At 36.7% G+C, this 21,770-nt stretch carries 24 protein-coding genes, 1 pseudogene and 2 riboswitches; of the genes and pseudogenes, 13 read left to right on the top strand and 12 right to left on the bottom strand.

Going from position 1 to position 21,770, the window contains the following annotated elements:
* Positions 1-101: 101 nt before the first annotated feature.
* A complete protein-coding gene (locus ACFX4E_RS24035) occupies positions 102-890 on the top strand; it encodes a 5-deoxy-glucuronate isomerase (protein ID WP_028410221.1) in 789 nt (262 codons plus the stop codon).
* A 256-nt stretch (positions 891-1,146) separates the two neighbouring features.
* Here ACFX4E_RS24035 and ACFX4E_RS24030 read toward each other — a convergent pair whose 3' ends face one another.
* From ACFX4E_RS24030 to ACFX4E_RS24020, 3 genes are all read right to left on the bottom strand, one after another.
* Positions 1,147-1,365: a hypothetical protein gene (locus tag ACFX4E_RS24030; protein WP_013055227.1), complete on the bottom strand. Its 219-nt coding sequence runs from the start codon at positions 1,363-1,365 to the stop codon at positions 1,147-1,149.
* 348 nt (positions 1,366-1,713) lie between these two features.
* The gene (locus tag ACFX4E_RS24025) at positions 1,714-2,580 is read right to left on the bottom strand and encodes a YitT family protein (protein ID WP_377238653.1); all 867 of its coding nucleotides are present in this window, start codon (positions 2,578-2,580) and stop codon (positions 1,714-1,716) included.
* Between the two features lie 381 nt (positions 2,581-2,961).
* A complete protein-coding gene (locus ACFX4E_RS24020) occupies positions 2,962-3,372 on the bottom strand; it encodes an Lrp/AsnC family transcriptional regulator (RefSeq protein WP_060745367.1) in 411 nt (136 codons plus the stop codon).
* Between the two features lie 196 nt (positions 3,373-3,568).
* Positions 3,569-3,613, top strand: a riboswitch (PreQ1 riboswitch).
* 9 nt (positions 3,614-3,622) lie between these two features.
* Between ACFX4E_RS24020 and ACFX4E_RS24015 the strand changes: the two genes are divergently transcribed.
* The 3 genes from ACFX4E_RS24015 to ACFX4E_RS24005 all read left to right on the top strand — a co-directional run bounded on the left by ACFX4E_RS24015 (position 3,623) and on the right by ACFX4E_RS24005 (position 5,409).
* Positions 3,623-4,111 (top strand): QueT transporter family protein, encoded by a 489-nt coding sequence (locus ACFX4E_RS24015; RefSeq protein WP_013081607.1) that lies wholly within the window; start codon positions 3,623-3,625, stop codon positions 4,109-4,111.
* Between the two features lie 436 nt (positions 4,112-4,547).
* On the top strand, positions 4,548-4,997 hold the full coding sequence (locus ACFX4E_RS24010) for a hypothetical protein (protein ID WP_098334674.1): 450 nt from the start codon (positions 4,548-4,550) through the stop codon (positions 4,995-4,997).
* A 64-nt stretch (positions 4,998-5,061) separates the two neighbouring features.
* Positions 5,062-5,409 (top strand): hypothetical protein, encoded by a 348-nt coding sequence (locus tag ACFX4E_RS24005; RefSeq protein WP_377238650.1) that lies wholly within the window; start codon positions 5,062-5,064, stop codon positions 5,407-5,409.
* Positions 5,410-5,465: 56 nt separating this feature from the next.
* Here the strand turns inward: ACFX4E_RS24005 and ACFX4E_RS24000 are convergent, their stop codons facing one another.
* Both ACFX4E_RS24000 and ACFX4E_RS23995 read right to left on the bottom strand, forming a co-directional pair.
* The gene (locus tag ACFX4E_RS24000) at positions 5,466-6,902 is read right to left on the bottom strand and encodes a DHA2 family efflux MFS transporter permease subunit (protein WP_098250141.1); all 1,437 of its coding nucleotides are present in this window, start codon (positions 6,900-6,902) and stop codon (positions 5,466-5,468) included.
* A gap of 21 nt (positions 6,903-6,923) precedes the next feature.
* Complete coding sequence (locus ACFX4E_RS23995; protein WP_377238649.1) at positions 6,924-7,499, bottom strand: TetR/AcrR family transcriptional regulator; 576 nt, start codon at positions 7,497-7,499, stop codon at positions 6,924-6,926.
* 339 nt (positions 7,500-7,838) lie between these two features.
* Between ACFX4E_RS23995 and rluF the strand changes: the two genes are divergently transcribed.
* Positions 7,839-8,546, top strand: a complete 708-nt coding sequence (rluF, locus tag ACFX4E_RS23990; protein WP_025601719.1) for a 23S rRNA pseudouridine(2604) synthase RluF — start codon at positions 7,839-7,841, stop codon at positions 8,544-8,546.
* Between the two features lie 36 nt (positions 8,547-8,582).
* Here the strand turns inward: rluF and ACFX4E_RS23985 are convergent, their stop codons facing one another.
* Positions 8,583-9,536 (bottom strand): TRM11 family SAM-dependent methyltransferase, encoded by a 954-nt coding sequence (locus tag ACFX4E_RS23985; RefSeq protein ID WP_028410229.1) that lies wholly within the window; start codon positions 9,534-9,536, stop codon positions 8,583-8,585.
* Between the two features lie 260 nt (positions 9,537-9,796).
* Here ACFX4E_RS23985 and ACFX4E_RS23980 point away from each other — a divergent pair, with 260 nt between their 5' ends.
* The 5 genes from ACFX4E_RS23980 (at position 9,797) to ACFX4E_RS23960 (ending at position 14,353) form a co-directional block, all read left to right on the top strand.
* Positions 9,797-9,955 (top strand): hypothetical protein, encoded by a 159-nt coding sequence (locus ACFX4E_RS23980; RefSeq protein WP_014461742.1) that lies wholly within the window; start codon positions 9,797-9,799, stop codon positions 9,953-9,955.
* A gap of 167 nt (positions 9,956-10,122) precedes the next feature.
* Complete coding sequence (locus ACFX4E_RS23975) at positions 10,123-10,512, top strand: tautomerase family protein (protein WP_013055239.1); 390 nt, start codon at positions 10,123-10,125, stop codon at positions 10,510-10,512.
* A gap of 359 nt (positions 10,513-10,871) precedes the next feature.
* On the top strand, positions 10,872-11,876 hold the full coding sequence (gene ftsZ / locus ACFX4E_RS23970) for a cell division protein FtsZ (protein ID WP_013055240.1): 1,005 nt from the start codon (positions 10,872-10,874) through the stop codon (positions 11,874-11,876).
* Positions 11,877-11,878: 2 nt separating this feature from the next.
* Positions 11,879-12,069, top strand: a riboswitch (cobalamin riboswitch).
* Positions 12,070-12,212: 143 nt separating this feature from the next.
* A complete protein-coding gene (gene nikA, locus ACFX4E_RS23965; RefSeq protein ID WP_377238647.1) occupies positions 12,213-13,754 on the top strand; it encodes a nickel ABC transporter substrate-binding protein in 1,542 nt (513 codons plus the stop codon).
* Positions 13,755-13,825: 71 nt separating this feature from the next.
* Positions 13,826-14,353: a GNAT family N-acetyltransferase gene (locus ACFX4E_RS23960; RefSeq protein ID WP_028410231.1), complete on the top strand. Its 528-nt coding sequence runs from the start codon at positions 13,826-13,828 to the stop codon at positions 14,351-14,353.
* 311 nt (positions 14,354-14,664) lie between these two features.
* Here ACFX4E_RS23960 and ACFX4E_RS23955 read toward each other — a convergent pair whose 3' ends face one another.
* Both ACFX4E_RS23955 and ACFX4E_RS23950 read right to left on the bottom strand, forming a co-directional pair.
* The gene (locus ACFX4E_RS23955; RefSeq protein ID WP_028410232.1) at positions 14,665-15,966 is read right to left on the bottom strand and encodes a CitMHS family transporter; all 1,302 of its coding nucleotides are present in this window, start codon (positions 15,964-15,966) and stop codon (positions 14,665-14,667) included.
* 143 nt (positions 15,967-16,109) lie between these two features.
* On the bottom strand, positions 16,110-16,553 hold the full coding sequence (locus tag ACFX4E_RS23950; protein WP_028410233.1) for a YfmQ family protein: 444 nt from the start codon (positions 16,551-16,553) through the stop codon (positions 16,110-16,112).
* Positions 16,554-16,746: 193 nt separating this feature from the next.
* On the opposite strand from ACFX4E_RS23950, the gene ACFX4E_RS23945 reads away from it, so the two are divergent.
* A complete protein-coding gene (locus tag ACFX4E_RS23945) occupies positions 16,747-16,884 on the top strand; it encodes a lmo0937 family membrane protein (RefSeq protein WP_013055244.1) in 138 nt (45 codons plus the stop codon).
* Positions 16,885-16,916: 32 nt separating this feature from the next.
* On the opposite strand, the pseudogene ACFX4E_RS23940 reads toward ACFX4E_RS23945, so the two are convergent.
* Together ACFX4E_RS23940 and rarD are read right to left on the bottom strand one after the other, a co-directional pair.
* Positions 16,917-17,686 (bottom strand): annotated as a pseudogene (locus tag ACFX4E_RS23940) (TatD family hydrolase).
* 66 nt (positions 17,687-17,752) lie between these two features.
* A complete protein-coding gene (rarD, locus tag ACFX4E_RS23935) occupies positions 17,753-18,673 on the bottom strand; it encodes an EamA family transporter RarD (protein WP_028410235.1) in 921 nt (306 codons plus the stop codon).
* Positions 18,674-19,008: 335 nt separating this feature from the next.
* On the opposite strand from rarD, the gene ACFX4E_RS23930 reads away from it, so the two are divergent.
* Positions 19,009-19,404 (top strand): SET domain-containing protein, encoded by a 396-nt coding sequence (locus ACFX4E_RS23930; RefSeq protein ID WP_025753011.1) that lies wholly within the window; start codon positions 19,009-19,011, stop codon positions 19,402-19,404.
* Positions 19,405-19,439: 35 nt separating this feature from the next.
* Here ACFX4E_RS23930 and ACFX4E_RS23925 read toward each other — a convergent pair whose 3' ends face one another.
* Positions 19,440-20,582 carry an AI-2E family transporter gene (locus ACFX4E_RS23925; protein ID WP_013081622.1) on the bottom strand — a complete coding sequence of 381 codons (1,143 nt, stop codon included), beginning with the start codon at positions 20,580-20,582 and terminating at the stop codon, positions 19,440-19,442.
* Between the two features lie 127 nt (positions 20,583-20,709).
* Here ACFX4E_RS23925 and ACFX4E_RS23920 point away from each other — a divergent pair, with 127 nt between their 5' ends.
* Positions 20,710-20,979 (top strand): hypothetical protein, encoded by a 270-nt coding sequence (locus ACFX4E_RS23920; protein WP_028410236.1) that lies wholly within the window; start codon positions 20,710-20,712, stop codon positions 20,977-20,979.
* Positions 20,980-21,228: 249 nt separating this feature from the next.
* Here ACFX4E_RS23920 and ACFX4E_RS23915 read toward each other — a convergent pair whose 3' ends face one another.
* Complete coding sequence (locus tag ACFX4E_RS23915; RefSeq protein ID WP_028410237.1) at positions 21,229-21,759, bottom strand: IseA DL-endopeptidase inhibitor family protein; 531 nt, start codon at positions 21,757-21,759, stop codon at positions 21,229-21,231.
* Positions 21,760-21,770: the final 11 nt, after the last annotated feature.

The raw sequence follows: 21,770 nt of genomic DNA, 5'->3' as shown, positions 1-21,770 counted from the left end.
TCCTCATAGTCACATATTTAAAAGAATTTAGAGAGTCTATGAAGAAAAATGAGTAATTAGTAAATTCTTATCGCGCTACTACATAAAGGAGGAATTCAAGGATGTTAGGTAAATTAGGTGAATTAAATAAAGGATACAACGTACTTACAGAAATGACCGGTCAGCACAAAGATATGCTGATGGATATTGGGATTTATAAAATGTCCCAAGGAAAACAGGAAACTTTACTAGACAGCAGCAGTGAAACGGCTATTCTTTTACTAGAAGGAAAGGTAAAGCTGGAGTGGGAAGGCCATTCGAAAGAACTTCAGCGCCAGTCCCTATTTGAAGAAGAGCCTTGGTGTTTGCACGTTTCAAAAAATGTGGAGGTCAAAATTACCGGGCTTGCCGATAGTGAAGTACTAGTTCAAAAAACGGATAATGAAAAAGAATTTTCATCAAAATTATACACGCCCGAAGATTGTCAAAACACAGTGGCTGGTGAAGGAGTATGGGAAGGTACTGCTCAGCGTGTAATCCGAACAATTTTTGACTACAATAACGCTCCTTACTCTAACCTTGTTATTGGAGAAGTTATTTCTTATCCAGGAAGATGGTCGAGTTATCCGCCTCATCATCATGACCAGCCCGAAGTGTATTACTATCGTTTTGACAAGCCACAAGGATTTGGCTGCGCAATGGTTGGAGAAGATGCGTATCGTGTAGTTGATAATAGTTTTATTACAATTCCTGGTGAATTGGATCATCCTCAAGCAACGGCTCCCGGCTATGCGATGTACTTCTGCTGGATGATTCGCCATCTCGACAATAATCCGTGGACAGACCGTATTATGGAAGAAGAGCATAAGTGGTTATTAGAGCCAGATGCAAAAATTTGGCCTGAAAAATAAATAAAGATCTCTATACGAAATAGGTTTCAAATGTTGAAAAACCTCGAATAAAAAATAATTATGCGTAAAATAATAGTTTATTTTTGTAAAATATGTTTTTATATGTTAAAATATAGCTTGTATTAATATTCAGGCGATGATATCGCTCTTTGCTGCAGATTCCTTTTTAGGAGTCTCTTTTTTTTGGGAAACTGAAGCAAAAGATACAGACGACTCGTATATAAATTAAAAAGAAAAGGAGATAAGCGTAAGCCGCTTATCTCCTTTTCTTTTTAGCGTTATCTAATGCTAAGTTCTTTTTCACTACTTTTTCTAAAGCAACTTCCACGTGAACATTTTTTTCATCGATGTCATTCACAAGCACGACTGTTCCTTTTCGTCCTTTAATCTTTAAATCATCACCCGTAGAAGGAATGTTTTCCCTCAGCTGGCTTAATAGAAGTTTTCTGTTTTCAAAAAAGTGGACAGCCACCATTTTATCTCACCTAATTTCATATGATATGTGTGATACAAAGATGTGTATATGAAATCCTTCCTATACATTATGTCGCCAGGGGTGGTTTTAGAACACATTGAATAGACAATTGTTGCATCGATATATGAAATAAATAGGATGGCATAGTTATAAATCTTCTATTCTTGGACATACTTATACTACTAATCTAAAAAGGGATGTGGATGAAAATGAAGGTGGCTATCGGATTAAGTGTATTTACGGTCGTTACAGGAGCAATTGCGTTAGGGTCGGTTTACTTTTTAGCAGGTATCTTTTCATTTTTCTTAACGGTTTTTTCATAAAAAAATCCACCAAGAGGTGGATTTTTTATTTAGCAGCGGCTTTTGTTTCATGAGGCGAATTACTGATAAATCCAAATTTCCCGCCGACAACTTCTTTTACTTCGTGGATGACAATAAAAGAATTCGGGTCAATTTGCTGGATTTTCTTTTTAATTTTTAATAGCTCGTTCTTTTTAATAACAACGTAAATAATACGTTTATCTTTGTTGGCGTAGTAGCCGTATCCGTAAAAGATGGTGGCTGCATTTCCAAATTCACTGGTGATGACTTGCGCTATGTCTTTGTATTGATCGGACATAATCGTCATTGCTTTTTTGTTGTGGAAACCTTCGATAACGACATCTACGATTTTGGCACAAAGATAGACGAATATAAAAGTATAGAGCATGTTATTGACGCCAATAGCGAAAACTGATGCTAAAATAATGACACTGTCCATGTAGAACATGCTTTTAGAAATATTATAGCCTTTTGTGTAGTTTAATAAATAAGCTAAAAGAGTTGTTCCACCAGTCGATCCATCTGCTATAAAAATGAGAGCCAGTCCTGTTCCCATTAGTAAGGCGCCGAATACAATTCCTAAAATCATGTCGTGAACGTGAAAAGGAATATAGCTGACTAGACCGAGGAAAACAGATGTCATGACGGCTCCTAGAATCGTATAAAGAATCGTTTTTTTGGTTAGAAATTTATAGGCTAAGGCAATAAATATAAGGTTTACAAGAAATGTGCTGATACTTGTAGGGATATGAAATAAATAATATAAAACAAGGGCAATACCAACCGTACTTCCGTCACCTAATTTATTTGGAATGACGAAAAAATCAATGGATGCAGCAACTAAAAGTGCTCCAACAATAATTAAGATAATGTCTTTATAGATTGTTTTCAATATGCAAACCTCCTTGATTATTAGGATATTTTCATGTGGAATCTTGTTTTTACTAGTGTTTCACAAATGATAAAATAAAAAACGTCTTAGAAATTGTCTAGTTATAAAACTGATCAACTTCTAAGACGAAGAATTACGATACGTGTATAGGTCTTAATCCGGCTTTTCTATGCTTCGATGTCACCGATTATATAAACCTCTGACCGCTATGTCAACGCTGTGAGAGATGTTCAACTTTTCAAAAAATAGAAGGCGGTTTCCTACATAAAAAAAGAATCCTTTGCGATGGTGCAAAGGATTTTCAAATTTATTGGAATAGGGGGAATACGTTATTAGGATTACCATTTTCATAAATTAATATACCTTTATTTTTTTTAAAATTTATTTGTTAATGACGATTGAAAGTTTGTAATTCACATGCTGATTTAGCTCTGTCAAAAAATCATTTAGTTCTTCATTTGAATGAAATTTGCATTCTAGTAAGTAGCAGCCATCGCCGCTGATTTTAAAGTTGTTGATAACGTGCTCCTGCTGACTTTCTAAAAATGTAAGGTAGGGGTGATGATGAATGCTCTGCGTATAGATATTTAAAAATGCATGGATGGTGTAGCCGAGTGTTCGTTCATCAATGTTAATTGTATAGCCTTTGATAATGCCTTCATCTTCTAACTTTAATACTCTAGCAGAAGCGGCTTGTCCGGTTAAATGCACTTTTTCTCCTAATTCTTTCATCTTCATACGTCCATTTTTTGATAGCTCTTCGAGTATGCGTTTATCTGTATTATCTAACATCGCTACAAATCCTTTCGTATTTCAAATCAAAAGGGTTAACTACTTGATGTCACCTATGTATACTGATACGTCTTCTATTTTATACTAAAGGAAAGTAAGAAAAAAGAGCAGTCAATATGCAAGATATAGAAAGCAGCAGTAGTTTGTAAACAGCTAGTTTGACGAAAGCTTAAGCTTGCTGTATGATTCTTTGAGTGTTTACGTGGTTCGTAACCATCCCACGTTAAAAAACTAAGGAGAGAATAGTAAGATGAATATAAGAACACTTTGCGTCAACGGTCTTTTAGCTGCTATGTATATTGCTGTCAGCATGTTAATCCAGCCGTTTGGCTTCACCAATATCCAATTTCGTATATCGGAAATGTTCAATCACTTAATTGTGTTTAATAAAAAGTACGTGTACGGCATTGTGCTAGGAGTATTTCTGACGAATTTGTTTTTTTCACCAATGGTCGCTTATGATCTTGTGTTTGGGGTAGGACAATCCGTGCTATCATTACTCATTACCATTTTTTCTATGCGCTACATTAAAAATATGTGGGCTCGTATGCTTGTGAATACACTTGTATTTACGTTCACGATGTTTATTATTGCGTTTGAACTGCACTTGGCATTTGATTTACCATTTTTCTTTACTTGGTTAACAACAGCCGTTGGTGAGTTCATTGTTATGCTTGTTGGAGCACCCATTATGGCTGCAATTAATAAACGTGTACAATTTAATAAGCTAGTTGGATAAAAAAGATGGGGCTGTGATAAATCTCACAGCCCCATCTTTTTTTCTTTGTTATTCTATAAGTGTAGTGATAAACCCCTTATTATTGAAGAGCTTTTCACGCATGGACAAATTACCCATATCTAGCATGTGAAAAGAGCAGGTCGCGTTTGCGATCTGCTCTTTTTGCGTAAGGCAATAGGAAGTATCCGGTTAGATTGTTTTGAAAGAAGGAGTGACAAATCTCACAGCGCATTCTTTTTTCTTTTGTTACGATATACATATAGTTGGCAAACTCCTTATCGAAAAGTTTTTCGCACAACAACACATTACCTATGCGTAGCAATTAAAAAAGCAGACCGATGAAGGTTTGCTTTTTTAATTGTGTTTTTTACCATTAAATAACTTTTTTGAGTTATAATTGTAAAATAACCTTTGTTACTAGAGAGGGGATTGTTATTTGAATAGAAAGTTAGGAATTCTTGTTTTATTAGCTCTAGCCATCTTATTTGCCGGGTGTTCAAAAGAAGAGGACAACCTTCCTTTAAGAGAACTAGAAAAGATAAGTATTAACGTAATCAAAGAACAAAAAATGAAGCAGGGAATTTCATATGAAATGGAATTAGTAAACAAGAGCGATTTGACCATCAAACAAAATAATGTATTTTTATCCTATCCTTTAAAAATGAAAAACGGTTATTCTGATAATAAATTTAAGGTGTTAGCAGAAGGAAATAAATTAAATATCAAGCCAAAACAAAAGGTGAAGTTAACGGCATTTCTTCCTTATAAAGGAACTAATAAAGAAGCGTTAGCTATTGATGAGCCTGACGTAAAGTGCATAGGGTATTGGAATAAGCTTGATGATTACCATCAATTTTCTTTTGGAGGATCCTTGAAGCAAGAATAATATATAACTATTTGTTAAATGGTGGAACTGAGCGTAAGGGATTGATAAAGGCGGTGAATGAACAGTGAGTGTAGACGCAGATAGATTGATTAGCTTTTTTATTTTATGGGGAACACCCGCTGTTTTTAGTATAATAGAGTACTTTAAACTGAGTAAAACTGAAAAAAAAGAAGCGCTACGAGACTTAATATCTTTAAAATCTATTGTAACAACAGGATTTATATTGGTTGGAGGAGTGATGGCGAGTTTAGGTAGAGTATTATCTCTGCTTCCTCTCCACGTTGTAGGTACTTTTATTTTAGCTATTGGTGGTATCGTGGGCGCTGTTGAAGCATGGAAGATAGAAAAAAAGAAAAGTATTGTTATCCTTGTTTTGATAGTGTCTATGATTGCTTTCACATTTGTAATATAAATTCTGCATATAACAAGAGCTGCTCAAATTATGAGCAGCTCTTATCAGTTTCTTATTTATTGTGTTTCAAGATGCTGATCTCTTTTCTTTAACGTAAGAGCGAGCAGGAACGAAACGACGGCGAAAGCGATGGCTACATAATAGACGGTATGAACCCCGCTTGTCATACTGTTTATTTGTAACAGCGTTTTATTCGTTTCGTTTGAATGTTGAATAAAGTGCTGAGAAGCCATGGTCATAATACTTGTATACAAAGCGGGTCCAATCGCGCCTGAAACTTGGTTAATCGTATTTGAAATAGCTGAACCGTGGGCATGAAGCGGTTTTGGCACTTGATTTAAAGCAAGCGTCATCACGGGACCGATGCTTAAACCTACGCCAATTGTAAAGGCTGCGTATAAGATGGCTGCAGTCGTTGTGCTTGTTCCGCTTGAAATAGTAGTGAACAAACTTAAGATAATTGTTAAAAGGACTAAGCCCGTTAAAAGCAGCGGTTTAAATCCGATTTTGTCAAACAAACGTCCTCCCACCATAGCTGTTAGAGCCAGCGTTACGCCGCCAGGAAGCATAAGAAACCCTGTTTGCAAAGGAGACAGTCCCGCAGCCGTTTGGAAGTATAGCGGCAAAATTAACATCATTGAAAACTGAATCATCATAATAAGAAACATTAAGAAAATCGATCTTGAAAACACAGACGATCTAAAAGGCTTCATATTAATCATAGGAGAATTCAGCTTGCTTTGCTGTCTGACAAATAAAGCAAGAGCTATGACGCCAATTATGAGCGTAAGCCATACGATAGGATTACTCCATCCCGTCTCTTCACCAGCTGCGCTAAATCCATAAACAACTCCTCCAAACCCAATTGTAGAAAGAAACACAGATGGCATATGAATTGTTGGTCTAGATGTTTCAGAAACGTTACTGAGCTTAAAGAGAGCAAATAGGAAAATAAGCGCCGCTGCAATTAAAAGACCTAGAAATATAATTTGCCACGAATAATATTGAATAATTAATCCTGAAAGAACCGGTCCTATTGCCGGTGCAAATAAAATAGCTACGCTAAAAATCCCCATTACGGTGCCGCGTTTGCTAACAGGCACGAGTGTTAACATTGTGCTCATCACAAGAGGTAAAATAATGCCTGTCCCTAATGCTTGAATCATACGGCCCGCAAAAAGCAGAGAAAACCATGGAGTAATAAATCCAATGAAGGACCCAATTAAGTAAAAGCTCATAGCCGTCACAAACAGCTGTCTTAATGTGAATCGTTGAATTAAGAAAGCAGACACCGGAACAGAGATGCCGATTACAAGCATATATCCGGTAGTTAACCACTGAGCTGAGCTCGTTCTAATGTGAAAATCTGAAATGATACTTGGCAAGGCCACGTTCATTACCGTTTCACTAATTAAGCATAAAAAATTCCCTAGAATCAAAATGAAAAGGATAAGCTTACTTTGTGTACTCATTTTTTCTTCTGTTTGTGTCATAAGTGACCGCCTTTTACTAAATTAATTTTTGTTTGCAAACAGCTTGCCAATTTGGTCAGCTGCAATTTGCATAGGGGCTGTACTATTTTTAGTTAATGAAAGAGTATAAGCCCCTTCAATCCAAGACTGTATAGCTGAACCTAGCTGTCTTGCTTCCTCTTGTTCATAACCTGAACAAACTAACTTATCTGCATAAACTTGCTCCCACTCGTTATACACGGCTTCACAGGCCATACGAAGCATTTCGTTTGATGACCATACTTCACTCGACATAGCAGCGAGAGAGATATCCGCTTCATTTTCCACTTGCTCAAACATTCGATCAGCCATCAGTTTTATATGATATTGAATAGCTGACGCGGCATCTTCATGAGAAGCGAGGGATTTTTCGATATAAGCTTTGACTCTTTCTCCCGTTTTTTGAATAGCTTCTTTTGCTAACTGTTGTTTTCCATCCGGAAAATAATAATAAATAGATCCTCTCGGAGCCCTGCTTTCTTTTGTAATTTGACTTAGACTGGTGGCGTGATAGCCTTTTTTGCGAAAAAGTTTAGCCGCTGCGCTTAAAATTTTTTCTTTTGAATTGGTTGGTTCCATGAAAACAGCTCCCTGATATAATTACTAGTTGATCGGTCAGTATAATGGTAGCAACTCTATACTGATCAGTCAATCCACACGTCTAGGCCTTGTATATAAGTGAAGATTGATGCAAGTTTCACAGGTGTAAGCATTGATTGAAATGTTAAGAATAAGGTTACAAAGTATTTTGGACCTATACTTCTATTACTGTTAAAAAAATATGATTAAGTAATGAAATTAAAAGAAGACGAGAAGCGTATAGCATGTTACGATAGGGACGGTATAGAAATTGGCATATGTCTGTTTCTGATAGAAGAGACAAATTTTAAAATTTTTAAATGTAAGGTTGTGATTCACCTGAGACTGAATAAATTTATTAGCGAATCTGGAAAGGCGTCAAGACGCGGGGCAGATAAGTTAATTAGTGAAGGAAGAGTAACCGTTAATGGAAAGGTTGCAAAAGTCGGAGATCAAGTTAAGCCAGGCGATGATATTCGAGTAAGCGGCCAACAGCTTCGGATTGCTCGAAATAATGTATATATTGCGCTTAATAAACCAGTCGGCATTACAAGTACGAGTGAAAAAAAAGTAAAGGGAAACATCATTGATTTAGTCAATCACCCTTTGCGTATTCACCACGTTGGACGACTTGATAAGGATTCAGACGGCTTAATTTTACTTACAAATGACGGCGATATTATTAATGAAATTTTACGTGCAGAAAACAAGCATGAAAAAGAATATATTGTGGCAGTAGATAAGCCAATTACACCAGAGTTTATCAAAAACATGTCTGAGGGAGTGAAAATTTTAGGCACAAAAACGCTTCCTTGTGAAGTGACACAGCTGTCTAAGTATGAGTTTCAAATTATTTTAACACAGGGTTTAAATCGTCAAATTCGCCGTATGTGTGAAGTGCTCGGATATGAAGTGTACCGCCTTCAGCGCACGCGTATTATGAATATCCATTTAAACAACTTACCTGTTGGGCAATGGAGAGATTTAACGAAAAAAGAGCGTACGCAGCTATTCAAAGAATTAGACTATGAACCTAAAGAGTGGTAAATCAAAAGACACCAGCCTGTTAGACTGGTGTCTTTTTTATTCGCATACAACTACTTGTCTAGAAAATACGCTTTTGCGCGCTACGCAGCGATCTGAAATAGAAAAGCCCGCTTCATGAATCATATGGTCAATCGTATCTACTGTAATCACGACTACTTTATCCGCAAAGCGGCGCGCGTGTTTTAAAATAGAAAGCTGATCTTCAGGCGTCGCGTGGGTGTAGAGATTGTAAGGCATGTCGATGATAGCTACATCATAGTGAGTTGTAACATCTGAAATCGGTCCAGTTTTGACATCACCGCTTAAGCCGAAATGCGCAATATTTTCACGAGATCCGTCGGTCACAAGTGGATTGATATCGCGTCCTACAATATCAATACCCATTGAAAGGGCTTCTACAAGGACTGTACCAATACCGCAGCATGGATCAATCGCTTTGATTCCTTCGGGGTTTGGAACGGCAATGTTAGCTACAGCTCTTGCAAGGCGGGTACTGAGTGCTGTAGAGTATTCACGCGGTTTTTTCAAATGATGCAGCCATACCGCTTCGCTTTTTTGATATTTCCCAAAATACCAGCGTCCTTCAAATGGAACAATGCCAAAAAAATGGTCAGGGTTATGCAAGTCTGCTTCTGCTACAAAATGCCAACCCACATCACGTTCAATAGCACGCTGACCTTTATAACTTATTTTTTGATCTTTTTCCAAGTCATTAATTTTCATAAAAATGAGTTTAAATGTTTTGTCTCCGAGGTCAATATCTTCTACTTGCTTACAAATATCTGCAAGGTCATCTGATTCATACATAATATCTAATCGCTCTTTGATAAAAGGGCTTCTGCTTGGATCAAGTTTAACAGCACTTTTTATGATAGGTTTCTCAGTTTCAATTTCAAAAAGAGAGCGTCTCTCTAATTGACATAGTGAGAGTTCCTCTTCGCTGCATGCGTATGTGTAGATATACTGAGGCAGCTGCGTATGGTTATTCAATATCGTATCATCCTTTATCGTATCTAATTATCCTTCTTCTCAAACAATAGCGAGAAAAGAAGAGAAAAGCAACGAATTTAAATATATTTGGCTGTGAATAATAAATTGAAGCGCTACATAGTCCACTTATTTGACAAAACATGCTAAAATAACTGGTGATAACCTGCATGTGCTGCTGTCTATACAAAAGAACTGGATCAAGGTTTCTCAAAAATCATTTACACACTGCTGACATTTTGATGAATAGGAGAGGCTACGTGATGTCTAAAAGTGATCATGAAAAGCAACAGATGAGTCGGGCTGATATGAAAAAACAAGCCAAAACATCCTCGCAAAACCTTGTGATGAACGTACTCATTGCCATTGTATCTGTATGTATTTTAGCTCTTATTATAAATGTTTTTATACTAATGAAATGAGCCGTTATGCTGCTCATTTCTTTTTGTTAGGTTCAGCTTTTATTGAAGCATTTGAGGTCTCTTTCACTAGAGAGCACATTGTGAATAGCATATCTTTTTTTTACAAATGATAGTTGTGATATGATGAGGCAATAATATATTAGACAAAAAGCTGGAGGTTACTTAGTATGCCATTACTTAGATTTGATGTAATAGAAGGAAGAGATGAAAAAGAGTTAAAAACATTGCTAGACGCTGCTCACCGAGCGATGCTAGAAGCCTTTGGCGTCCCGGAGCGAGACCGTTATCAAATTGTACATCAGCATCCTGCTCATGAAATGATTATTGAAGATACAGGTCTTGGCTTTGAGAGAAGCAAGGATTTGGTTATTATAAGTGTAACGAGTAAACAGCGAACAGAAGAGCAAAAGCAAGCTCTTTACAGATTAATTGTAAAAGAGCTTGGAGAGAGCTGCGGCATTCAGCCAAACGACATTATGATTTCGATTGTTGAAAACGGTAATGCTGACTGGAGCTTTGGCATGGGAGAGGCTCAATTCTTAACTGGGAAATTATAAAACGGTTTATTATCTAGAGAAGCCCTTATTTCTAAGGGCTTTTTCTCATTTTGTCTCTAAAAATATTATTCTCTTAGTCACATCTTACTCAAAATTAAATACAGACATCTGTCAAATGAATGATACAATAAGCTTATATGCCGTTTTGAGTGGAAAAGCCATAAAAGAGTTCGGCGTACTAATTTTAGAACAACAATAAATTTACATAAAGATGTAAAGATTTAAAGGTTAAAAGAGAAATGTATAAAATCTGTAAAACAAAAGAACAGTTACGCGTTAAACATAGGAGTAAAAGGTTCTTCACGTGTTTTTTCGGATAAGAAGAGAAAGTAATTTTGATCATTGAGGAGGAACTTAGAATGTTTGGATTTGATGCAGATGTATCGCCACTAGTGCGAATTAAAGTAATTGGAGTCGGCGGTGGAGGAAATAACACCGTTAACCGTATGATTGAACATGGTGTACAAGGAGTAGAATTTATTGCCGTTAATACGGATGCTCAGGCGCTTAACTTATCTAAAGCAGATGTAAAAATGCAGATTGGTGCTGCATTAACGCGAGGATTAGGTGCAGGAGCTAATCCAGAAGTGGGAAGAGAAGCAGCCGAAGAAAGCAGAGAACAAATTCAAGAAGTACTGCAAGGCGCAGACATGGTATTCGTAACAGCTGGCATGGGTGGAGGAACCGGTACTGGAGCAGCTCCGGTTATTGCCCAAATTGCCCGTGAACTAAATGCTTTAACAATTGGAGTAGTCACTCGCCCGTTCAAGTTTGAAGGAAATAAACGTACGAAGCAAGCAGTAGGCGGTATTACTGCGATGAATGAATCGGTAGATACCCTTATTGTGATTCCAAACGACCGCTTGCTTGAAATTGTCGATAAAAAGACGCCTATGCTTGAAGCATTCCGTGAAGCAGATAATGTTCTTCGCCAAGGTATTCAAGGTATTTCAGATTTAATCGCTGTTCCGGGGCTGATTAACCTTGACTTTGCTGATGTAAAAACAATCATGTCTAATCAAGGATTTGCGCTTATGGGTATCGGACGAGCTTCTGGATCAGACCGGGCAATTGAAGCGGCGAAAAAAGCGATTTCTAGTCCGCTGCTAGATGCATCGATTGATGGAGCAAGAGGCGTGCTGTTGAACATTACGAGCGGCAGCAGCTTGAGTCTTTACGAAGTACAGGAAGCAGCAGATATTGTCACGTCTGCTTCTGATCAGGACTTAAATATGATTTTTGGGTCCGTGATTAATGAAGATTTAAAGGACGAAATGATGGTAACCGTTATTGCCACTGGATTTGATGATGAAGATGTTTCACCATCAGCTTCTACTTCTAGAGTTTCAAGAGCACGCTACTAAATTAAATAACCAGCTTTTATGGTGGCAATTGTTTTTCAATTGCCTTAAAAGGGAATCCGGTGCAAATCCGGAGCGGTCCCGCCACTGTAACAAGGAGCCTTATGTCAAAAAGCCACTGTCTATTTAGAGACGGGAAGGCGGTATAAGGCAATGACTTGAAGCCAGGAGACCTGCCATAAATCGCAGCACACAATAACCTACGAGGATAGGGAGGTGTTTTGGCAGAATCAAAAATAAGATAAACAAGGGATACGTTTATCTGAATTTGTATTGAAGACAAGCACTTCTTTTTAGAAGTGCTTTTTTTGTGTATTAAAATAGAAGGTGGAAAAATCAATGATAAATAATAAAAAACTCGTATCTATGATATTTCTTGTGTTACTTTGCCTCACTGCTTGTGCTCCTAATGAAGAGAGCATAAGTATAAAAGAAAAAAAGAAAACGGATAAAAGTGTGACGTTTTTATTTAATTTTACATCTGCAACGCTTGATCCTCATACGGATGATAATTATACAGCAGTTCGTGCGGGAGTAGGGGAGACGCTTGTTAAAATCAGCAATGATTTAAAAATAAAGCCCTGGCTTGCTGAAAAGTGGAAAACGGAAGATAACGGTCTTACGTGGACATTTACGATAAGAAAGAATATTACGTTTCAAAATGGTAAAGCGCTAGATGCAAATGCCGTTAAGTCTTCTCTTCAAAGAACGATAGATCAAAGTTATGCGATGAAAAACGCTTTAAATATTAAAGAAATGAAAGCGAACGGTCATGCGCTGACAATTACATTAAAAGAACCAATGCCTAAATTTCCTTCTGAGTTAGTACATCCAAACACAGCTATTATAGATGTTGATGTTTCTAATATAGCTAAGAAGCCTATTGGCACAGGTCCATTTCAAGTTTTGACTTTCGATCAAGGAAATCAAGTGAAGTTAGAAAGATATGAACATTATTGGAATGGGAAAGTAAAATTAAAAAATGCGATCTTTGCATTTAACGAAGATGCTAATGCGCGCGTTGCGGCTCTTCAGTCCGGAACAGCGGATATTATTTATCGCCCGCCTTTAGAAAGTTTGGGCACTTTACAAACAGATCCGTCTTTTAAGGTAAGTGGAGTACCCAGTGTGCGTACACATTTATTACTTTATAATCAAACCAATGACGCATTAAAAGACGAAAATGTAAGAAAAGCTATCGATACCTTACTGAACCGAAAAGAAATTGTCAGCAGCATCATGAACAATCAAGCGGCAGCAGCTCGAGGTCCATTTTTACCTCAATTTCCTTTTGCTGATAATAATGCTAATGAGCAAAGAGGTATGCCATCTGCTAAAAAATATTTAGAGAAAGCAGGCTATCAAATCAAAAATGACAAACCAATGAAAAATGGAAAGCCACTATCGCTCTCTCTTGTCACATACAGCTCTCTACCAGAACTTCCTTTGATTGCTCAGCTTATACAGTCTAATGCCAAAGAGTTAGGAATTACTATTAAGATTCATCTCGTTGAGGACAGCGATGAATATGTAATGGCAAAAGACGATTGGGATTTAGCACTGTACAGTCTTATCACTGCACCTAGAGGAGATGCAAGCTATTATTTAAGTACGAACTATTTGCCGGGCGGTGGTTTAAATGCCAGCCGGATTGATGACGATAAGCTAACAAAAATGATAGAACAGTTAAATTCAACAGTAGATGACGCAAAGCGAGATCAGTTAGCTAAGCAAGCAACCGCTTTGATTAATGAGGAAATGCTGACGTCATCGATTGTATATCCAAACATTGTTGTTGCTTATAATCAAAAAGTGAAAAACTGGACCACAAATCCAAGCGAGTATTATATGCTGACTCAGCATTTAGACGTAACGCCATAGTCAATATTGTGTTGTTCCTGTAGGAAAACGAGAAAGTATACAATGATAGATAAAAGGATGTGACAGTAAACGTGCAAGAAGTACAAACGTATCAAATTAAAGAAGTAAAAGAAAAGGATGCGGAAGTGATTCAGTTTGTCATGAATATGCGGAATGAGCTATTTCCTATGATGGAAAAAAATCAGCTTCCTGTGGATTTGCTTCATTTTAATAAATATTATGTTCAAGCGAAAGGCGCTGCTTTTTTTGCAGCTGTCACGGAAAATCAACAAGTAATTGGAACAATTGGTTTATACGCTTACGATGGAAGGTTTCATGCATTAAAAAAGCGATATGAACATAAAACTGCAGCCGAGATTGTAAAATGCTATGTCGATCCAGCATATCGGCGTCTAGGCATTGGACAGCAGCTGTTAAAGGCAGTGGAACAATTTGCTCAAAGTCATTTTTATGACACGTTGTATCTGCATACTCATCCTTTTTTACCGGGGGCTATTCCATTCTGGACTTCACAAGATTTTATCGAAAGGCTTGCTGAACAGGATGAGCCATGGAATACGCTGCACATGGACAGAAAAATACAACCGGTCGTAATGTAACGATATTATACAGTAATTACCATAGAATCTAGATAAGAGCTCATGCTATAATGAGCTTACTTACATTTATAGCCTGTAGGGCAAGTCCTTACAGAAAAGAACCACGTTTCGAATTGGCTGAAACGTGGTTTTTTTCTATGAAAAACAAATAACAAAATATTTTTAAAAATATATATGAAATCGCTTTCAAAATAATGAAATATATTATATAATTACTAGTGTTGTGTTGTACTTTGTTAGTGTTAAATCAATATCCTACATGTGTGAGCCGATTGCCTTATGGTAGTCGGCTTCCTTTTTTATGGTAGAGTCTAAAGGGAGATAGCATTCGTTAAAATGGCTGTAATTGTCATCACAATAGTTGTCCCAAAGGCCCACTTGAAAAGAAACTTTTGATGCTCCCCGAAATCTACTTCAACCAGCCCAATCAGAATGAAAGTAGCAGGTACTAAAGGAGATAGGGGAAACCCAGTTGTGGAATGTCCCAATAAAGCTGCTCGTCCTATTTCTACAGGGTCTACACCAAAATTAGCTGCTGTATGGCTAATAACAGGTAAAATGCCAAAATAATAAGCATCAGGTGAAAATACAAAGCTAAGAGGAAGGCTCGTTATTGCTACAACTAAGGGAAGGTGAGAGCCCAGCCATTCAGGAGTGAGGCTGACAATGGTATTAGCCATGGCATCCATCATTTTTGTTTCTGTAAAAACGCCTGTAAAGATTCCGGCTGCAAAAACCAACGTACTAACCATTACAAAGCTGTTTGCATGACTTAAGATTCTTTCCTGCTGTTCTTTTGGATGAGGAAAATTAACAAATAAAGCAATGGCAAAAGCAATAGCAAATAAAATTGGAATAGGGAGTATGTCTATGATCAAGAGAGTCATTAAGCACAGTGTCAATAAGGCATTAAACCAAAAGAGTCTAGGTGGCTTCCCAGGGGTCTCATGAACTGAAAGCTGTTCAGCAAATGCCATTGATGCACCTTTTAAATGAATAGTTCCTAAGCGCGCTTTTTCTCTCTTTCCTAGTAGATATGCTGAAAATAAAGTCCACATCAATCCCGCTGCCATAGCTGGAATAAGAGGATTAAATAGATCTGATACTTCTAATTGCAAACTTGCTGCGGCTCTTACGAGAGGACCTCCCCAAGGAATCATATTCATAACACCTGCGCTTAAACTAATAACACAAGCCAGTATTAGTCGGTTCATTCCCAGTTTTGTGTACAAAGGAAGCAAGGCGGAAACTGTAATTAAAAATGTAGAAGAGCCGTCTCCGTCCAAGCCAACAAGCATTGTAATAACGGCAGTTGCCATTACGACTTTTAAAGGATCGCCTTTCACAATGTTTAGGATACGAGAAATCATAGGATCAAATAAACCGACGTCAATCATTAGTCCAAAATATAAAATAGCAAAAACGATCATAATGGCCGTAGGAGCTACTTTTAAAATACCATTCATCATCATATCGCCCATATCAGCACTAAAACCTCCAATTATACCAAAGAGGATAGCGACAAAAATAAAAGCAACAACCACGGACAAGCGTTTACTGATGACAAGAAATAGAAAAGTCGCAATCATTCCAAACCCTAACAAAGAAAGCATTATCCATCACCTCTTAAAAAAGTTAGAAAATTCTATTAATTTTCATTATAGCATTAGAATTACTGTTAAAGTTTGGTATTTTTAAATAAGATAGCTTCAAACTAAAACTAAAAGCTAAAAAAGCCGCCTTATAGGCGACTGGTTTAAGCTAGGTCAGCTGTTATGGACTGCTTTTGAAGGTGATCAGACAGCAGGCTGTAAGCAATAATTTTCTTTTTATACTGTTTTACGACATCGACATGATCATCATAACTGTATACGCATAATCGAACATCTTTTTTTCCTTTTTTCGTATCGATAACCAGTGGAGTTTCACTGTCTTCTAGGTGTTTATAATAGTCCTTATTTCCTTCATGGACATAATATTGTTTTAAAAAGGTTGCTTTATTAAAATAATCAATCACTTGCATTTTGTCTTTGCCTTCTAAATGTTTCCCATCAACTGTGACAGTAACGTTGTGGTCATCAAGTGTTGGGTGTAATTGAAATTTAGTCATAAGCCATTTGACCACTGGAGTTGGAAGACACGTTATTAATATTTTGAGTGCACTTACAAGAATGATGGAAAGTAATACAATCCATGTCATAGTTAATCATCTCCGCTATAGTTTAAATGAAATAAGATTACATACTTATTTTACCACAGAGAACATGATTGCTTTTTGTACATTATGTGAACCTTCCTCAGTGAAAAGATGTATATGAAATGCGTTTATTTATGCACATTTAGGGAAATATAAAATTATAACAAATACTACATATAAAAAAGGAGAAAAAATTATGTTGTGGACGATTATTGGACTTTTATTTATTTTTTGGTTATTAGGATTAGTTTTTCATATTGGCGGCGGCATCATTCACATTCTTCTTGTCATTGCAGTGATTGTGCTAATCGTAAAACTTGTGAAACGAATTTAGATATAAAAGGCCTTTCCTTAGGGAAAGGCCTTTTATGTGGAGAGATTATAAAAACAAGACGTATTTCGATATAAAAATCATATGCTTCCGTTCCAGAAACTCCTTTGAGACGTGCTATTTCCTCAACGGACTGATGTATCATTGATGGAACCGTTATCTGGTTTTGAAAAGGTCCTTCAAATGGCCACGGACCATCTGTTTCGACCATCAAGTAATCAAGAGGGTATTCCATGGCAAGCGCTTGGATTTTAGGCTTATATACAATATCAGGTGTAACTGAAATATAGTAACCGTTGTTTTTCATTCGTTCAACGGTTTTTTTAGCTCCTTTGAACCAGTGGAAGTGAGCTTTAGACACGGAATGTTTTTCTAGTAAGTCACACACAATTTCAGCGTCTTCATATACAGCGTGAAGAATTAGCGGTTTTCCCCATTTTTTTGAATGAATAATAAAAGCTTCAAGCAGCTCCAAATAGGGCTCTAGAGAAAGAGTATAGGTCTGACTTAAGTAATAAGGTAGACCTACCTCACCAACAGCTATCATTTCTTCATTGTTTTGATCAATCCAGGCAAACAGCTCCGCTAATTCATTTGAAGAAGGCAGCATTTGTTCAGGATGAAATCCGTAGGCGGGTTTCACACAAGAATACAATTGGCTGATTTTTTGATTAAGTTGGCAAGACTGTAATGTGGAAGATACAGAAATAAGCGCTTGTAACGAAGGATCCTTCTCTACTATGTCTTTCCAGCTTTTCGGTTCATATTGATCGAGGTGAATATGAGCGTCAATGATTTGTTTCATAAATATCGCTCGCTCCTTTCAGCCCAATTTGTTTAGAAATAATACGTAAGAGAATGTATGATTCTGTTAGGCCTCCATTTTATTTCTTATTTGTTTTTTGTTCCCCCATTTAGCAATAGATGAAAACGTATAAACAATAAGAGCTAACCAAATAAAACTAAAAGCAATAACATGAGCTTTTGTTAGCGATTCATGGTACAGAATCACTCCTGCTAGCAGAGATAATGTTGGTGAAATATATTGAAGAATACCAAGCATTGATAATGATACTTTTTTAGCACTTTTTGTGAATAATAAGAGTGGTAAAGCTGTGACCATTCCACTTCCCATTAATAAAAGACTTGTTGAAAAAGAATCAAAAAACTGCAAGTGTGATTGAAACGTGAGGTAGCTTATATATGCTAATGCAATAGGGGAGATGACCATCGTTTCAAGAGTTAATCCGATTGTTGAGTCAGCTTTAATCTTTTTCTTTGCCAAACCATATAATCCGAAAGTAAGAGCTAAACTAAGCGAAATCCAAGGAACCACACCATAATGAAGACTGAGTGTTAATACCCCGATCGCTGCTAGTATAAATGCAAAAATTTGAGCCCCGCTTAATCTCTCTTTTAAGACAATAACACCTAATAAAACACTTGTTAGGGGGTTAATATATTGTCCAAGGCTCGCTTCTACTATTTTTCCATCAATGACAGCCCACATAAAAATGCCCCAATTTGCACTAATAAGTACAGACGCAGTAAAAAGGGACCAGAATAAGGATGGTTTTTTCATTATTTCTTTTACAAACGTAATGTATGTACGCCATTTCTTTGTGATCAATAAAAGAATAAGCATAAAAATAAAAGACCAAAAAACGCGCTGAGCTAAAATCTCCCCTGGTGCTACGTGGTGAACCAGCTTCCAATAAATTGGCGTGAGCCCCCACATAAGATAAGAAAGGACTGCATACGTTACACCATCTTTGTCATGATTTAAGTTCATTTAAAACCTTCCTTCTAACATGAGATAAATTTGGTAATAAGAGTCATAGATTAACATAAAAAAGCAGCATAAACGATTATATCACAGAGAAAAACGATTCTTCACATGTTGAATGGCTCAAAAAAGCGCTATGCGCAAGGTTATTGCTTTTTCATGTCTAAAATAAAGTCAAATTGTGTGTTTCTAACAAGGTAAGTGCTTACACAAGTGTGCATGATAAGCGCTCCTTCAGCTTTTATTCAAGTGGTTATGAAAAACAGTTGATTTCCCTATTAGAAACTGTCAAGCTTAAGGAAGAAAAAAATCTTAGAGGAAAGAATATATAGGTGACGAATATGATCGAAATAAAAGCGTCGGCGATAAGCGACGGAGAATTTAATAGAGGTGTATTTGCTAAGCAAGATATTAAAAAAGGAACGCTTATTCACGAAGCTCCTGTTATCGCTTATCCTAATAAAGAGCATGATTTTATTGAGAAAACAACACTAGCGGATTATGCTTTTGAATATGGAGTGAATCATACGGCTATTCTTTTGGGATACGGTATGCTGTTTAATCACTCGTATACACCCAATGCTACGTATGAAATTAATTTTGACAATCATACCTTTGATTTTTATGCATATACGGATATCCAAGCAGGAGAAGAAATTCTCATCAACTATAATGGAGATGAAGATGATCAAGAGCTCCTTTGGTTTGATCGTGAAGATGAAGAAGAACAAAAGTAAAAAGGTAAGCCCATCGAAAATCGATGGGCTTTTTATTATGCTTTTTTATCTGGATACATAGTCGAATTCAAACGGATGAATTGGTAAATATGCGTAATAATAACTTTTAAAACGGCATATCCAGGGACGGCTAAAATGATACCGATGATTCCGAATAAGTTTCCGGCGGTTAGAATGACAAAAATGACTGTAATCGGGTGAATGTCTAGGCTTCTTCCCATAATTTGCGGAGATATTACTTTACCTTCAAGCAATTGAACAACTGCCCAGACAATGGCTAGTTTTACAAGCATGAAAGGAGAGGTAATAAACGCAATAATAATGGCTGGGATAATGGCGATAATAGGACCAAGGTAAGGCACAACGTTGGTTACCATGGCGATAATCGCTAGAAGTAATGCATAATCTAACCCAATAATCAGATAGCCAATGAAAAGCAGTACACCTATACAAATCGCAACAAAAATTTGCCCGCGAATATATGCGCTTAATGCGTGGTTCATGTCGGCTAAAATGAATTTAGCCTCAGAACGAGAGCGGTTTGGAAGCAGTTTTACAATGTAATTAGGTAAATTTTTCCCATCTTTTAATAAGTAAAAAAGAATAAAGGGTAAAACGGCAACCGATAATATAATTTCTGTAATGGTGCCGACGAAATTCACAATACCGCTTGAAAATCCAGAAACATATTTACTCAAGTGTTTTGATGCATCTTTTGAAATCTTATCTAGGTCCGTGTTAGCCGACTGAAGACCTTGTTCGACATATCGGTTATTCGAAAGGTTCGTCACCGCATGCTGAACGTCATGCGTCAGCTCTGGGATATTATCAATAAGACGGTCAACTTGATTTTTTAGAGGCGGAATAACCGATGAAATAATAATGGCTAATGCGCCGATAATCACTATGTATAAAACAAGAATGGAAATAATTCGTTTTACACCTTTTCGTTCTAAAAAGTCAACAAGCGGATTAAATAAATAAAAGCAAATTCCTGCTAAGATAATCGGCAGTGCGATTGTTTTAATAAAAATAGAGATAGGAATTAAAATAAATCCGATTTTTGATAACGAAAAAATAGTCATGCTGAGAATAAAAATAATAATTGTATATACAACAAATTTATTATTTAAGATTTTTTCTCGGAAAAAAGTTCCTTTCTGAGGTCTAGGTTCCAAGCTGTTCAACTCCTTTTAAAAATAAATGTATAGTTATCATACCCTGATTTAGACTAATTTAAGAGGGTTTTTTACAAAGAAGTGTGCATACTAGTAGAAAATCTTCTAGAAAGAAGGGGTGAAATCATTGAAAAAAGACAAACAACCATCGTATGATGATTTCTCTACAGTAGAAAAAAGCCATGAGTATATAACCGCTGAAGAATTTCCAGACGGTCCTTTCGGTTCTCCTGTTAATCAAAAACTGGGGAAATCTACTTCATGGGAAGAAGGGCAGCGAACGTATAGCGCATTTAATTATGAAAACAAAAATCTTCATGAAAAAGCGCAAAGATTATTTCCGGGCGCTCATCCTGTACATGATAACCCAGAGGAACATGAACAAAATCCAAGTTAATGTCTTTATTATGCTCTGAATATATTGCCCTATCTTTTTGCTGAATTTTGTTGACAATAAGCAATTTAGCCTGTAATATAAAACGTAACTTATCACTGTTTCTACAGGATTCGACAAAATTTGATTTACTTAAACTTGTGATCTCAACTTCTATTTACAGCTATTAGAGCGCTGTAAGTAGAAGTTTTATTTATGTTATCGATAAAAAAAGAAAAAAGCAGGTCTGCTCAAGCAGGCCTGCTTTTTTTATTATTGAACAGCGTCAAATTTATTTACTTTCCACTGAGAATTAGATTTATAGAATGTGACAGTGCGTTTTACGCTGCCGCCATCTACAGTTGGAACTGTGAATTCATAAGAGCGAACTGTTGCTGTTTGATACACAAGCTTTGTTTTTGCTTTTGACCACTCTAACATGCTGAATCCGTCGCCGATTGGATGTGCAAGTTTGCCGTTATATGTGATATAGCCGTAATTTGTTAATCCTTTTTCTACTGCACTATTTGTAAATGTCTCAGATAAGTAGCTTGATAGCTCAGCTTTTGTATCAAATTCAGGGCAAAGATACACGTAATCAGTTCCTTTATATTCAAATGTACGTTCTGTACATGGTTTGTTTTTATAACCGTGCAGAGCACTCCAGAAATGATTGCTGGCACTAGCTGCAATTTTGACAGCATTTGCATCCGTTAGTGTTGTAGATGTTGTTTGTGCTGTAACTCCAGTGCTTAGTGTAAAGAAAATAGCGATTGATGATAAAACTAGTCCAATTTTTTTCATTTCTAACTCAC

Origin of the sequence: Priestia sp. YIM B13491 (genome assembly GCF_042787605.1) — a bacterium.
In the GTDB taxonomy this organism is placed as follows: Bacteria; Bacillota; Bacilli; order Bacillales; family Bacillaceae_H; genus Priestia; species Priestia megaterium_E.
Note: the sequence above shows the minus strand (reverse complement) of the source record. Positions and strands in the feature narration are given on the sequence as shown.